This window comes from Microbacterium sp. NFH-22A-Y (assembly GCF_021401375.1).
GTDB classification, from domain to species: domain Bacteria; phylum Actinomycetota; class Actinomycetes; order Actinomycetales; family Microbacteriaceae; genus Microbacterium; species Microbacterium hominis.
In genome coordinates this window covers 321,667-334,647 of the sequence record NZ_JACBGF010000001.1, presented here as the reverse complement: position 1 = coordinate 334,647, position 12,981 = coordinate 321,667, and the positions used below count along the sequence as shown (strand labels likewise).

Sequence of the window (12,981 nt, the reverse complement as noted above, 5' to 3'; positions counted from 1 at the left end):
CCGGGCTCACGCCGCGTCGGGCGCGTCCGCGATACGTGCCTCTCGACCCGCCGCGAACCGGTCCAGCGCGCCCGTGGCGGCCAGGGCACGGGCGATGAGCCACGACACCAGACCCGCGACGAGGATGCCGGAGACGACGGCGGCACCGAAGTAGATCACTCGCGGCCCGAACTCGTAGGCGGCGATCGAGGAGAAGTTGGTGTCGAGAAGGGCCACGGCGAGGCCGGCGAGGGCGCCCGAGGTGAGCGCCGCGATCAGACGGTAGTTCGCGTACGCGAACAGCGCGAACCCGAGCTCGGCGCCGATGCCCTGCACGACGCCCCAGACCAGCGTGAGGAAGCCCCACTGCGTGCCGACGGCCATCGACACCACCGCGGCGACGACCTCGGTGTACAGCGCGGCGCCGGGCTTGCGGATGATGAGACCACCGAGCACACCGGCGAACAGCCACCCGCCGGAGAGCAGCCCCTCCAGCCCCGGTGCGAACGCGAGGATGCTGCTCAGCGGCGTCCACGCCTGGCCCCACAGCCAGAAGACGACACCGGCGGCCACACCGATGACGCTGGCGACGACGATGTCGACGACGCGCCAGCGCAGGCGGCCGGTGCGCGCGGCGGAACGGGATGCCGCGGCATCCGACGAGACGGTGGACGGGGACGCAGACGCGTGCATGTTTCTCTCCTCCCTGCGCCGGCATGATCCGGATCAGGTTCGACGGTCGAAGCGTGGATCGCTTCCTCTCAGCCCGGCTCACCGGACTCCCGTGGTTGTGCGCTCGAGTATAGCGGCGACCGGGTACGTTGGGCGGGTGACCTCGGACGACGCGCCCCCGCCGTCGCGACGCGCGCTGCGCGAGTCCACCGCACCGACCGACATCGTCATCGTGCGGGGCCGCGACGGACGTCAGGCGCTCGGCTGGCTCGACGACACGACCGTGACGGGGACACTCGCCGTCGCGAACACCGCGCCCGCACCCGACCTGCTCACGAGGCGGCCGCGCCGATCGCCCCTGCGGGCGGGGGTGATCGCGCCGATCCTCACCACCATCGCCGTCGCGGGCGCGTACGCCGCGGCGACCCTGCTCTGGCCGCTCTGGGCCGTCACGCCGACGGTGCGCGCGATCGACCCGGACGGTCCCGGCTCGCCGGCGACCGCCGTGGCGTGGCCGACGGAGGGGGCCGGCGCCGTCGGGGTCGGGGGCATCGACGCGGTGGCCGCCTCGAGCGATGCGGCGGTCTCGATGGCGAGCATCTCGAAGCTCGTGACGGTGCTGATGATCCTGGACGAGATGCCGCTGAACGTCGGGGAGCAGGGGCGGGAGTTCGCGTTCACCTCGCGCGACCGCTCGACCTACTACGACTATCTGGCCAACGACGAGTCCGCCCTCGACGTGCCCGTCGGCGGCTCGCTCACGGAGTATCAGATGCTCCAGGGCATCCTCATCGGCTCGGCCGGCAACTACACCGATCGCCTCGCCGGCACGATCTGGCCGACCGACGAGGTCTTCTCGGCCGCCGCGCGCGCGTGGCTCGACCGCCACGGACTGCCCGGGATCACCCTGGCCGAGCCCACCGGGATCGACCCCGCGAACGCCGCCGATCCGGCCGCGCTCATCGCGCTCGCGCGGATCGCGCTGGCCCACCCGGTCGTGGCGGAGATCGTCCGCACCCGGACGGTCGAGCTTCCCGGGGCCGGCGAGGTCACCAACACCAACGACCTGCTCGCCGACCCGGCCGTGGTCGGTCTCAAGACCGGCAGCCTGGCGGGGTTCTACAACCTGCTGGCGGCGAAGGACGTCACCGTCGGCGCGGTGACCGTGCGCGTCTACGCGACCGCGCTCGGCCAGTCGTCCGACGAGGCCCGCGACCAGGAGACGGCGCGCCTGCTGGCCGACGTGGCCGCCGAGGTCGCCGCGCCGCGCACCCTGCCGGCCGGCACCCTCGCGGGCGTCGTCTCGACCGCGTGGGGGGCGACGGCGAACATTGTGACGGATGCCGACGCGGCGGTGATCCTGTGGAACGGCGCGGCGTCCACCGTGACGACGGACCTCGATCTGGGCGCGGCGCGCACCGTCGACGCGGCCGTCGGCGAGGTGCGGGTGACGGGACCGCTGGACGCGGCGACCGTCGGCGTGCACCTCACCGCCGACATCCCCGATCCGGACGCGTGGTGGCGTCTGACCCACCCGCTGCAGCTGTGGGGTCTGGCCGACTGAGCCGCGGGCCGCGACGCGGTGGCGCTAGAACGGCCAGATCAGCGGCACGTACACCACGGCGACGAGGAGGTACACCGCCATCAGCGGCAGGCCGAGCTTGCCGTAGTCGCCGAACCGGTAGCCGCCCGGCTGCATCACCATCAGGTTGGCCGGAGTCGCCACGGGCGTGAGGAACGCGGCGGCGCCGGCCACCGTCAGCGCCATCATGAACGGCTGCACGCTGGCGCCGAGCGTCTGGGCGATGGCGACCGCGATCGGGAGCACGACGAGCACCGTGGCGACGTTCGAGATGAACTGACCCAGCACCATCGTCAGCACGCACAGCACCAGTAGGGCGAGCTGCGGCGAGCCCGAGCCGATGACGCCCAGCACGGCGTCGGCGACGATGTCCGCCGCCCCCGTCGTGATGAACGCCGACGACAGCGGGATCATCCCCGCGATGAGGATGACGGTCGTCCACGAGATCGCGCGGTAGGTCTGCGGCACCGTCAGCACCCGCAGCAGCACGAGGGCTCCCGCCGCGAGCAGTCCGGCGACCACCGCCGGCACGAGCCCCGTCGCGAGGAGCACGACCATCGCGCCGAGGACGCCGATCGCGCGCTTGGCGCCGCGGCCGAGCGGCACGGCACGCTGCAGATCCTGGGGCGGGGTCACCGCGATCACGTCCGGCGACTGGGCGTAGCGGGTCAGCGCGGCCCAGGGTCCCTGCACGAGCAGGGCGTCGCCGGCCTGGAGCACGAGCGCGCCGGCCACTCCCGTGCCCCGCGACGCGTTGGGGCCCTCGTCGTCACCGCGGCGGACGGCGAGGATCACGAGGTCCTCGCCGCGGGTCGTCATGCCCGCCGACACCGTACGTCCGATCAGTCGCGATCGCGGCGCGACCAGCACTTCGGCGACGCCCTCGCGTGCGCTGAACAGCAACCCGGTGTCGAGGTCGACGTCGTAGCTCGCGCGGAGCGCCTGCGCGTGCTCCCGCGGGTCCGGCGCCACCTCGCCCAGCCGCTCCGCCGTCCGCTCCGGCAACAGCCGGCCGCCGCCGAGCGCGACGACCGCGACGGTCAGCAGGACGAGCGGGATGCCGGCGAGCGCGAACTCGAAGAAGCCGAACTCCCGACCGCCGGCGGCGGCCGCCGCCTCGCTGACGACGATGTTGACGGGCGTTCCGGTGAGGGTCAGCAGCGACCCCGCGCTCGCGGCGAACGCGAGCGGGATCAGCAGCTTGGAGGGGACGATGCCGGCGCGCACTGCGACGACCACCACGACCGGCAGCAGCGCCGCGACGGCGCCGTTGATCGAGATGAAGGCGGTCAGCACCGCCGCCAGCAGGCCGATGATCGCCGTCAGCCGTCCGCGTCCACGGCCCGCGCGCGTGACGACCTGCTGTCCCAGCCAGGCCGTGACACCCGTGGCATCCAGTGCTTCGCTCACCACGAACAGCGACGCGATGAACAGCACGGTGGGATCGCCGAAGCCCGCGAACGCCTCGCCCAGCGTCAGCACCCCGGTCGCCCACAGCGCCAGGGCGACCCCCAGCGACACGAGGGCGAGCGGCACGCGACCGCTGACGAAGGCCACGACCGCGAGAGCGAGGATCAGGAAGGTCCAGGCGGCGGGGTCCATGCCCTCACCCTAGACGCGACGCCGCGGCCTCAGACGAACCGCACCGTCTGCTGCAGGCGGGTGCGGACGTCGAACAGCTCGTTTCCGCCGATGTCGCGTGCGCCGGTGAGGCCGCGCCGCAGCACGGTCGACAGCGCCGAGCGGGCCACGACCGCCACGGGCAGTCCGCGCACCTTGCCGATCTCCTCGATCGCGGTGACGACGTCGTCGTCGGGGAGCACCACGATCGCGCCGCTGAACCGCACGCGGGCCGCGCGGGCGAGCGCCCGCACCCCCGCCACGAGGTCGGCGATCGGCGCGCCCACGCCGTCGCCGATCAGCTCGCCGCGGCGCAGACGCACGGGACCCCCGAAGTCCTCGCTGAGCAGGGCGTAGAGGCCGCTGGGGCCGAGGACGATGTGGTCCAGCTTCAGCGACGGGTCGCGGGGGTCGGCGGCGACGTCGTGCCACACCGTGTAGCCCATACCGAGCTCGCCGACGATGCGCGCGGTCGCCTCCTCGGCGAGGGCGTCGGCGAGGAGGCGTTTGAGCTCGCGGGGCGCCGCCCGCACGAGTGCCGGGTCGTAGGGGTCGGCGAGGGCCGTGCCCCGCCCCGCCCACTCCCGGATCAGGTCGAGGTAGCGCTCGCGGCGCCAGCCGCCGGGCTGTCCGAACGATCGGGCCCGCGGCCTCGTGTCGGCCGGGCGGGCCGGCGGCCGCCACCCGCCGTCCGCCGCGGCGTCGGGGCCGTAGGCGGCGACCTCGACCCCGCCGAAGCCGTGCCCGCGGTCGTACGCCGCCCGCGCCTCGGCGCTGCCGACGAGCTCCCAGGCCCGCTGCACCTGCACGAACTGCGCCGCATCGCCGCCCGTGTCGGGGTGGGTCTGGCGCAGCCGCAGCCGATACGCCCGGCGCAGCTCGTCTTCGGCGACGTCCGGCGCGACGCCGAGCACCTCGTAGGCGGACGCGGAGAGCGGACTGTCGAACACGGGATCCCTCAGCGCTTCTCGTTGCGACGTGCGTAGGCGGCGGCGCTGCGGCTGGACAGGGCGAGCAGAACCAGGATGTCCAGCGCGAGGGCGGGCAGCGTCGAGAAGAGCGTGATCTCCTGGTCGCGCACCCACCAGCTCGCGAAGGCGGCCGAGATGGAGAGGGTGGCGACGGTCATGACCGCGACCCGGGCGAGGTTGCTCCCGCGGTAGAGCAGCAGCACGCACGCGAGCTGGATCGCCGCCCCGATCGCGAACACCGCGAGCACGAGCAGGAGCGAGGCATCGAGCACGTCGGGCGTCACCTCGATCCCGTCCAGATCGAGCTCCAGCTCGCCCGCGTAGGCACGCCAGTGCACGGCCAGATCGATCATCGACACGATCCCCACCAGGGCGCTCAGCAGCACGAGCCCCGCCCCCGCGACGGTGGTCGCCGGCCGCCGCATGCCGGGGTCGTGGGCGACGGGCTGGAGCAGTCGGGTGACGGGCTCGTACGAGGGGCGCTTCTCGTGGCGCTGCCGACGGCCGCCCTCCGCCGCGCTCATGCCGTCACCGCCCGCACGTCGACGACGGGCAGGTCGCCGTCGGTGCGGATGCTGTCGCCGCCGCCGTTGCGGGCGTGGTAGCCCGTCGAGAAGTCGGCGATGAGGTCGACGTGCACGGCCGGCTCCCCCGCGCGCAGGGTGGCGACGATGTGGTCGCGCTCGACGTCGGTGTCGGCGTCGATGCGGTGCGTCACCTGCAGCGTGAACAGCGACAGCCCGACGGAGGTGTCGAAGGTGCCGGCCGCGAGCCAGTCGACGCGGCGCCCGCCGGGCAGCAGCCATCCGTCGGGACACTTCCAGAAGCGCACGTGGTGACGCTGGGCGGGGTTGCCGTCGACCTCCTGCTGATAGGCGAAGTCCTGCTGGCGGCCGAACAGGAAGAGAGGGCTGACCGGGGCCTCGTGGTAGCTGCGGCGCGCGAGCGTGGAGGTCACGATGCGCCACGACGACCGCAGCGTCACGGGGTCGGCCTTCGTCCAGCCCGCCGCGCGCATCGCCTGCTCGATCTGCTCGCCGTCGCCGAGGAAGGCGAGGTTGACGGGGTCGCCGAGCAGGCCGTCGCTCGTGCGGGCGCGGCCGATGAAGTAGTCGGGGACGTAGACGGTCGTCAGGATGCGGTGCAGGCGCGGGAGGACCAGGTAGGCGAGCAGCACCCAAAAGAGGATGAACCCGACGATGCCCCACCACCCGATCGTGAGGCTCTCGGTGAAGCCGAGGTAGGCCAGCCAGATCGCGGCCAGTCCCGCGAAGACGAAGAAGAACTGGTCGATCGCGACCCCGATCGACCAGCGTCGCTGCGCACGGCTGCGGCTCACGGGACCGCCCACAGGGGCGCGGGCGGCTGCGAGGCCAGGGCGCGCGCGGCGAGGTCTTCGTCGACGTCGGCGAGCGCGGCAGGGTGCCACCGCGGATCGCGGTCCTTGTCGACCAGCTGCGCCCGGATGCCCTCCGGAAGATCCGGCTGGGTCTGCGCGAACCAGAGGACGAGCCCGTACTCCTGCGCGAGGGCCGCCCGGAGGTCGGGGAGCGTCCGCGCCGCGCGGACGGCGGCGAGGGTCACCGTCAGCGCCGTCGGCGACGACGCCTCGAGCAGGTCGGCGGTCGCCCCCGCCTCGGGCTCGGGGCGGCGGCGCAGCCGTTCGATGATCTCCGCCACGCGGGGAGCGGAGAACGCCTCGTCGATCCACCCGCGCGCCGCCTCGAGCCGCGACGGCCCGGGGGTCTCGTCGAACAGCAGCACGATCTCGGCCGGGGTGCCCGGATCGGCGCGGTCGGCGAGCGCGGCGCGCAGATCGCCGATCCGCTCGCTCGGCACGAGCGCGTCGGCGAAGCCGGCGTAGAGGGCGTCGGCGGCATCCATCGCCTCGCCCGTCAGCGCGAGGTACTCGCCGAGGCGACCCGGCGCGCGGGCGAGGAGCCACGACCCGCCGACGTCGGGGGTGAAGCCGATGCGCGTCTCGGGCATGGCCAGCCGCGACCTCTCCGTCACGACGCGCACGGCGGCATGCCCGGCCAGTCCGATGCCGCCGCCCATCGTGACGCCGTCCGCGACGACGACGATCGGCTTGCGGTACTCCGCGATGCGGGCGTTGAGCGCGTACTCGGCCCGGAAGAAGTCCGCCGTGGCCGCGACCGCCCCGGCCAGGATCTGCTCGCGCAGGCCGCGCACGTCGCCGCCCGCACAGAGCCCGCGCTCGCCGGCCCCGTCGAGCAGGACGAGATCGATGTCGGCGTCGTCCTGCCAGCGGTCCAGCGCGGCGGAGAGCGCCTGGATCATGCCGAGATCGAGCGCGTTGATGGCGCGCGGCCGGTTGAGGGTCACGTGTCCCACCCCGCGGTCGGTGCGGACCAGCACGGTGGGTTCGGCGGCGTCACTCACGCTGGCAACGTTACCCGCGCGGTCGGCGTCGCGCCTCCGCGGGCGTCGGGGCGCGCATCGGGCAGGATGGAAGAGGCACGTGACTGCGCGTGCCTCCAGGAGAGGACGACGATGCCCGAAGGACACCTCCTCGAGTTCCGTGACGTGACGAAGACATTCGGGGCGATCCGCGCGGTCGACTCCTTCTCGGCGCGTGTCGAGCCCGGACGCGTCACCGGTTTCCTCGGACCGAACGGCGCCGGCAAGACGACGTCGCTGCGGATCCTGCTCGGCCTGGTCCGCGCCACCTCGGGAAGCGCCACCATCGGCGGCACCCGCTACGCGGAGCTGCGTCACCCGCTGCAGACGGTCGGCGCCGCCCTGGAGGCGTCGAGCTTCCACCCCGGCCGCAGTGCCGCCGGGCATCTGACGGTGTCGGCGCAGGCGGCGGGCATCCCCGCCTCGCGCGTGGACGAGGTGCTGGGTCTCGTGGGTCTCGCCGACGCGGCCGGACGCAAGGTCGGCGGCTTCTCGCTCGGCATGCGCCAGCGACTCGGCCTCGCCGCCACGCTGCTGGGCGACCCGGGGGTGCTGGTGCTGGACGAGCCCGCCAACGGCCTCGACCCCGAGGGCATCAAGTGGCTCCGCGGCTTCCTCGCCCAGCTCGCCGCCGAGGGCCGCACCGTGCTGGTCTCCTCGCACATGCTCGCCGAGGTGCAGCAGACGGTGACGGCGCTGCTGATCATCTCCCACGGGCGCCTGGTCTACGAGGGCGACGTCGCGGGCCTGACCGACCCCGACGACGTGGCGACGGTGATCGATGCGCCGGACCGCGCCGCGCTCGCGGGCGCCCTGGATGCCGCGGGCATCGCGTACGCGCCGCTGCGGACCGGCTTCACGGTGCGCGGCCGCGAGCCCGTCGAGCTCGGGGCCGTCGCGGCCGCCGCCGGGGTCGCCCTGTCGGCGCTGCACCGCCGCGGACCTGCACTGGAAGAGGTGTTCCTCGATCTCGTCAACGGCACGCGCGTGCACGCCCCGCGACCGGACGTCGCGGCGGTATCCACGCCGGCGTCCGCTCCGGTGTCCGCTCCTCCCGTCGCCGCCGCCCCCGCTGCCGACGCCGAGTCGTGGGAGGAGCCGGCCGTCGACGACACGGAGTACGTGCACGCCGTCGAGGACGATCCGATCGAGGGGGACGTCTCCGACGATCCGGGCCACGACGAGGAAGGGGCGCACCGATGAGCATCGTGAACGCGACGCGGTCGGAGATGACGAAGCAGTTCACCACCGCGATGTGGTGGATCCTCGCCGCCGTCCTGCTCGCCTACGTCGGCGTGACCGCCGGTGGGCTCGCCGCCACCTTCGGTGCGCTCGCGACGGGCGCGCTCGACACGAGCGCCACGAACACGCCCGCCCTTCCCGCGGACGTCGTCCCGCCGCTCGTGTACAGCCTGGCCACCTCGGTCGGGTACGTCTTCCCGTTGCTGATCGGCACCCTGCTGGTCACCAACGAGTTCCGCCACAAGACCCTCACCCCCACCTTCCTCGCCACGCCGCGGCGCGGCGTCGCACTCGGCGGCAAGGTGATCGCGGGCGTGCTCATGGGGCTGCTGTACGCCGTGGTGGCCCTCCTGGCGGCCGTCGGCATCGGCGCGGGGGCGCTCGCGCTCGTCGGCGTCGACACCCGCCTCGGGGAGGGGGAGACCTGGGCGATGATCGCGCGGATGGTCGTGGCGTTCGTCCTCTGGGCGCTGATCGGGATCGGCGTGGGCACGCTGGTGCGCAACCAGGTCGCCGCCGTCGTCGGGGTGCTGGCGTTCACGCAGTTCGTCGAGCCGATCCTGCGGACGGTGGCGGGCTTCGTCGACGGCCTCTCGTCGGTCACGACCGCCCTGCCGGGAGCCGCCTCCGACGCGCTGGTCGGCGCGAGCATCTACACGAGCATCGGCGGCGCCGCCGGCTCGACGCTGACCTGGTGGGGCGGCGGACTGATCCTGCTGGCCTACGCCGTCGTCCTGCTCGGGCTCGGGTATCTCGTCAGCTGGCGGCGCGACGTCGCCTGAGTCGTCTCAGGCGCGGTCGGCGATCTCGGCGACGTCGACCGGGGCGTCGTCGCCGTCCAGGCGCAACGCCTGCACGAGGGCGAGGCCGTGGCGCGTGGTCAGCACGAGCCGCTCGAACTCGGCATCCGGCGCCAGGTCGACGACGACGGCGGGCCGGCGCCGGCGGACCACGACGAAGTCGCACCCGCTCGCCGAACGCCAGGTGCCCATGGCGACCGTCCCGCGCACGAGGGTGCCGGGGGCGGGCACGCCGCGCAGCCAGGTCCAGGCGTCGTCGGTCAGCTGCACCCTCAGGATGTGCGAACGGTCGACGCGGACGCTCTCCGATCGCCGTGACAGAGCGCGTTCGACGCCCGACAGCACGACCTCGAGCTGCGTCGCGTCCAGCAGCAGGGTCACCATGCCATCAGTCTGCCAGCGCCGCCATGTGCGGATGCTCACAGCACGGCAACGATCCGGTCTCGCCAGGCGATATCGTGAGGATTCGGCGGAGCAGACGCCCCGTCCGACCGCCAGCACGGAGCCCGCTATGCCACGATTCGACCTCGATCCCGACGCCCTCGAGACCTACCGCCCCGACGTGCGCGAGCCCGCGGACTTCGGCGACTTCTGGTCGCGGACGCTCGCCGGCGCCCGGGCCGCGGGCGGCGAGGTGACGCTGGAGCCGGTCGAGACGGTGCTGACGACCATCGACGTGTTCGATGTGACCTTCCCCGGTTACGGAGGCGAGCCGGTCAAGGCCTGGCTGCGCGTTCCTCGCGCCGAGGCCGGGCCGCTGCCCACGGTCATCGAGTTCAACGGCTACGGCGGCGGCCGGGGGCTTCCGACGGAGCGGCTGGGCTGGGCCTCGTCCGGCTACGCGCACCTGTTCATGGACACCCGCGGCCAGGGCTCGACGTGGGGCTCCCCCGGTGCGACGCCCGATCCGCACGGCACGGGCCCGTCGACGAACGGGTTCATGACCCGCGGCATCGAGTCACCCGACGACTACTACTACCGTCGCGTCTTCACCGACGCCGTGCGCCTCATCGATGCCGCGCGCACGCTGACGATCGTCGACGCCGACCGCATCGCGGTGACCGGCGGAAGCCAGGGCGGCGGCATCACGCTCGCCGCCGCGGGCCTGAGCGACGGCCTCCTCGCCGTCATGCCCGACGTGCCCTTCCTCTGCCACTTCGAGCGCGCGATCGGCATGACCGACCGCGAGCCGTACCACGAGGTCGTGCGCTACCTCTCGGTGCACCGCGGCGCCAGCGCCGGCGTGTTCGAGACCCTCTCCTACTTCGACGGCGTCAACTTCGCGCGGCGCGTGAGCGCGCCGTCGCTGTTCTCGGTCGGGCTGCTCGATCCCGTCTGCCCGCCGTCGACCGTCTACGCGGCCTTCAACCACGTCGACCGCGACGACAAGCAGATGCGGGTCTACGACTTCAACGAGCACGAGGGCGGACAGGCGTTCCAGTGGGACGAGCAGGCGCTGTTCCTCGCGAGGCTCCTCGGCTGACGCCCGGCATCCGGGCGCCTCACGCCCGCGCGCTCAGAGGTGGAACTCGTCGTTGGCGTGCGGCAGGGGGAAGCTGGAGACGGCCGCGATGAGGCCGTCGACGGTCTGCTCGCGAGCGACCGCGCTGACGCCGAGCCCGACCTTGCGGGCATCCTTCGCGGTGCGCGGGCCGATCGCGGCGATGACCGTCGTGTCGGGGATCTCGGGGAACTGCAGCCGCACCTGCTCGGCCACCGAGCCGCTGCTGACGAGGATGGCGTTGATGCGGCCGTTCGCGACGTCGTGGGCGATGCGTTCGGTGACCGGCACGCCGACCGTGCGGTAGGCGACGACGCTGCGCACGTCGTGACCGGCCTCGGTGAGCCTGCGCGTCAAGACGGGCTTGGCGATCTCGCTGCGCAGGGTGAGGATGTGCCGCGGCTCGGGCTCGAGATCGATGAGCTGACCGGCCATCCCGGCGGCGGAGTTGTCGTCGTCGGGCACCAGGTCGACGCGGTACCCGACCGCGCTGAGTGCGGCCGCCGTGGTCTCGCCGACCGCGGCCACGCGCGTGGTCGCCGGGATGACGGCGCGGTACGCGTACAGGACGTCGACCGTCGTCGCGCTCGTGAGGGTGACCCAGTCAAACGCGCCGGCGGCGAGGGCGGCGAGGGCCGTCTCGAGGGTGGCCTGGTCGGTCGACGGGGCGAAGTTGATGAGGGGGGCGATCACCGGCACGGCACCCTGGGAACGCAACGTCGCGGCCACGGAGTCGCCCCACGGTCCACCGCGGGGCACGAGCACTCGCCACCCCTTGAGGGGCTTGGCGGCGTGCGGGTCAGGGATCATGCTCGACTCTCGTGATGCTCAGTCGGGACACACGGTTTCGCGCGTCCGGCAACGACGGGGCGTGCACGCGCGAACGCCAAGGCTGCGCGGCTCGGGTCGTCGTTGCCGGCAGCTTGCGCACCATTGCCGCTGCCTGAGACACGAGCATACCCCGGGGCGCGGGACGCGCGGACACGGGTTGACAGCGCCTCGCCGACACGCAATATCGCGCGCGTGCGGGCGTCGCGCGGGGTCAGCGGGTGTAGGCGCGGACGATGCCCCACACCGTGAGCCCCACCAGCGCGGCGGCTCCCAGCACGGCGGCGGTCGCCGGAGCGGGCTTGCGGCGGGCGAACCGGCGGGCGTCGCCGACCGCGCGGTCGGCGGCGTTCGCGACCCGCTTCGGGACGTTCGCCTTCTCTTCGATCGCGGCGAGGGCGGCCTTGAGCTCGGCGCGGGCGCTCTCCACCGGGTCGGTGATCCCGAGGGCGACCGCGGTGCGCGGAATGGGCTGGTCAGAACTCATCGGCCACGTCCTTCACGATGCGCGCGTCGACCTTCACGGCGTCGACGGGGTTGGTCGAGCGGCTCAGATGCTTGAACCGCAGGAGTCCGAGCCAGGCGAACACGGCCGCTCCCACGAGGGCGATCACCACGACGATGAGGCTCGCGAGCCACGCGGGCATCCACGACGACAGCCCGATGATGGCGAACGCGGCCAGTGCCGGCAGCGACCAGAAGAGGAAGAAGAGCGCGACGATGAACCAGACGCCGCCCATGCCGGCATCCTTGCCCGCCTTCTTCGCCCAGTTCTTCGCCGAGTCGACCTCGGCGACGACGAGGTTGCGGACGAGCTCGGGGACCTCGCCGACGAGTGTCAGCAGGCTGTCGTCGGAGCGATCGCGGAACCCTCGGGATGCGGCCATCTCAGTCGCCCGCCACCTTCTTGGCCTCGCTCTTCGCGTCGGCGACGGCCTTGTCGGCCGCCTTCTTGACCTCGGCCGCCGTCTTCTCCGCCCCGCGGGCGACGTCGTCGGCCGACGCGCGCCCCGCCTTCAGCGCGGAATCGAGCTTCTGTCCGGGGGTCGAGCCCTTGCCGGCCGCGCGGGTGACCTTGACGGCACCGTCCCACAACGCGCTCGGCAGGGCGAGGGCGGCGCTCTTTCCGAGCTCCTTCGCCTTGACGACCTGCTTCTGCACCGGCGGGGTGTTCCAGAGCTTGAGGGACGCCGCCTTGATCTGCTCGTAGCGCTCACGCCCGGCGCGGGAGCCGAGTACGTAGCCTGCGGCGAGTCCCACGACGATCCCGATCTTGCCCCTCATGGCGTCTCCTCGTGTTCGAGCCCGTGGTGCTTCGTTCCTCCAGGGTAGCCCCATATTCCGATTCCGGCATCCGATCGGTGC

At 73.1% G+C, this 12,981-nt stretch carries 15 protein-coding genes and 1 riboswitch; of the genes, 4 read left to right on the top strand and 11 right to left on the bottom strand.

The features are described 5' to 3' along the window. Nucleotides 1–6 precede the first annotated feature (6 nt). Entirely contained in the window at nucleotides 7–672 is a 666-nt protein-coding gene (locus L0965_RS01550; RefSeq protein ID WP_101305415.1) for an ECF transporter S component, read from the bottom strand. Beyond that, nucleotides 666–775, bottom strand: a riboswitch (TPP riboswitch). (Overlaps the previous gene by 7 nt.) 33 nt (nucleotides 776–808) lie before the next feature. Here L0965_RS01550 and L0965_RS01545 point away from each other — a divergent pair. Then, complete coding sequence (locus L0965_RS01545) at nucleotides 809–2,215, top strand: D-alanyl-D-alanine carboxypeptidase (RefSeq protein ID WP_232783978.1); 1,407 nt, start codon at nucleotides 809–811, stop codon at nucleotides 2,213–2,215. Nucleotides 2,216–2,239: 24 nt separating this feature from the next. On the opposite strand, the gene L0965_RS01540 is transcribed toward L0965_RS01545, so the two are convergent. From L0965_RS01540 to L0965_RS01520, 5 genes are read right to left on the bottom strand one after another with little or no spacing between them, the layout of a single operon-like run. Beyond that, the gene (locus tag L0965_RS01540; protein WP_101305414.1) at nucleotides 2,240–3,835 is read right to left on the bottom strand and encodes an SLC13 family permease; all 1,596 of its coding nucleotides are present in this window, start codon (nucleotides 3,833–3,835) and stop codon (nucleotides 2,240–2,242) included. Nucleotides 3,836–3,864: 29 nt separating this feature from the next. Continuing rightward, the gene (locus tag L0965_RS01535) at nucleotides 3,865–4,803 is read right to left on the bottom strand and encodes a nuclease-related domain-containing protein (RefSeq protein ID WP_101305413.1); all 939 of its coding nucleotides are present in this window, start codon (nucleotides 4,801–4,803) and stop codon (nucleotides 3,865–3,867) included. 8 nt (nucleotides 4,804–4,811) lie between these two features. Continuing rightward, on the bottom strand, nucleotides 4,812–5,348 hold the full coding sequence (locus L0965_RS01530) for a hypothetical protein (protein ID WP_060959280.1): 537 nt from the start codon (nucleotides 5,346–5,348) through the stop codon (nucleotides 4,812–4,814). Beyond that, nucleotides 5,345–6,163, bottom strand: coding sequence for an LssY C-terminal domain-containing protein (locus L0965_RS01525; protein WP_101307137.1), 819 nt, complete (start codon nucleotides 6,161–6,163; stop codon nucleotides 5,345–5,347). Before L0965_RS01525 ends, L0965_RS01530 begins: the two co-directional genes overlap by 4 nt. Then, complete coding sequence (locus L0965_RS01520) at nucleotides 6,160–7,227, bottom strand: enoyl-CoA hydratase/isomerase family protein (RefSeq protein WP_101305412.1); 1,068 nt, start codon at nucleotides 7,225–7,227, stop codon at nucleotides 6,160–6,162. Before L0965_RS01520 ends, L0965_RS01525 begins: the two co-directional genes overlap by 4 nt. A gap of 144 nt (nucleotides 7,228–7,371) precedes the next feature. On the opposite strand from L0965_RS01520, the gene L0965_RS01515 reads away from it, so the two are divergent. Together L0965_RS01515 and L0965_RS01510 are read left to right on the top strand one after the other, a co-directional pair. Next, complete coding sequence (locus L0965_RS01515) at nucleotides 7,372–8,448, top strand: ATP-binding cassette domain-containing protein (protein WP_223848807.1); 1,077 nt, start codon at nucleotides 7,372–7,374, stop codon at nucleotides 8,446–8,448. After that, a complete protein-coding gene (locus L0965_RS01510) occupies nucleotides 8,445–9,269 on the top strand; it encodes an ABC transporter permease subunit (RefSeq protein ID WP_101305410.1) in 825 nt (274 codons plus the stop codon). Before L0965_RS01515 ends, L0965_RS01510 begins: the two co-directional genes overlap by 4 nt. Before the next feature lie 6 nt (nucleotides 9,270–9,275). Here L0965_RS01510 and L0965_RS01505 read toward each other — a convergent pair whose 3' ends face one another. After that, complete coding sequence (locus tag L0965_RS01505; RefSeq protein WP_082808084.1) at nucleotides 9,276–9,671, bottom strand: hypothetical protein; 396 nt, start codon at nucleotides 9,669–9,671, stop codon at nucleotides 9,276–9,278. A gap of 127 nt (nucleotides 9,672–9,798) precedes the next feature. Here L0965_RS01505 and L0965_RS01500 point away from each other — a divergent pair, with 127 nt between their 5' ends. Continuing rightward, nucleotides 9,799–10,770, top strand: coding sequence for an acetylxylan esterase (locus L0965_RS01500; RefSeq protein ID WP_101305409.1), 972 nt, complete (start codon nucleotides 9,799–9,801; stop codon nucleotides 10,768–10,770). Nucleotides 10,771–10,803: 33 nt separating this feature from the next. Here the strand turns inward: L0965_RS01500 and L0965_RS01495 are convergent, their stop codons facing one another. The 4 genes from L0965_RS01495 to L0965_RS01480 form a co-directional block, all read right to left on the bottom strand. Further along, nucleotides 10,804–11,598: a uroporphyrinogen-III synthase gene (locus L0965_RS01495; RefSeq protein ID WP_101305408.1), complete on the bottom strand. Its 795-nt coding sequence runs from the start codon at nucleotides 11,596–11,598 to the stop codon at nucleotides 10,804–10,806. A 232-nt stretch (nucleotides 11,599–11,830) separates the two neighbouring features. Further along, nucleotides 11,831–12,103 carry a hypothetical protein gene (locus L0965_RS01490; RefSeq protein WP_101305407.1) on the bottom strand — a complete coding sequence of 91 codons (273 nt, stop codon included), beginning with the start codon at nucleotides 12,101–12,103 and terminating at the stop codon, nucleotides 11,831–11,833. Then, nucleotides 12,093–12,503: a phage holin family protein gene (locus L0965_RS01485; protein WP_060959273.1), complete on the bottom strand. Its 411-nt coding sequence runs from the start codon at nucleotides 12,501–12,503 to the stop codon at nucleotides 12,093–12,095. The genes L0965_RS01490 and L0965_RS01485 overlap by 11 nt, the downstream gene beginning before the upstream one ends. Nucleotide 12,504: 1 nt before the next feature. Beyond that, a complete protein-coding gene (locus tag L0965_RS01480) occupies nucleotides 12,505–12,900 on the bottom strand; it encodes a hypothetical protein (RefSeq protein ID WP_060959272.1) in 396 nt (131 codons plus the stop codon). Nucleotides 12,901–12,981: the final 81 nt, after the last annotated feature.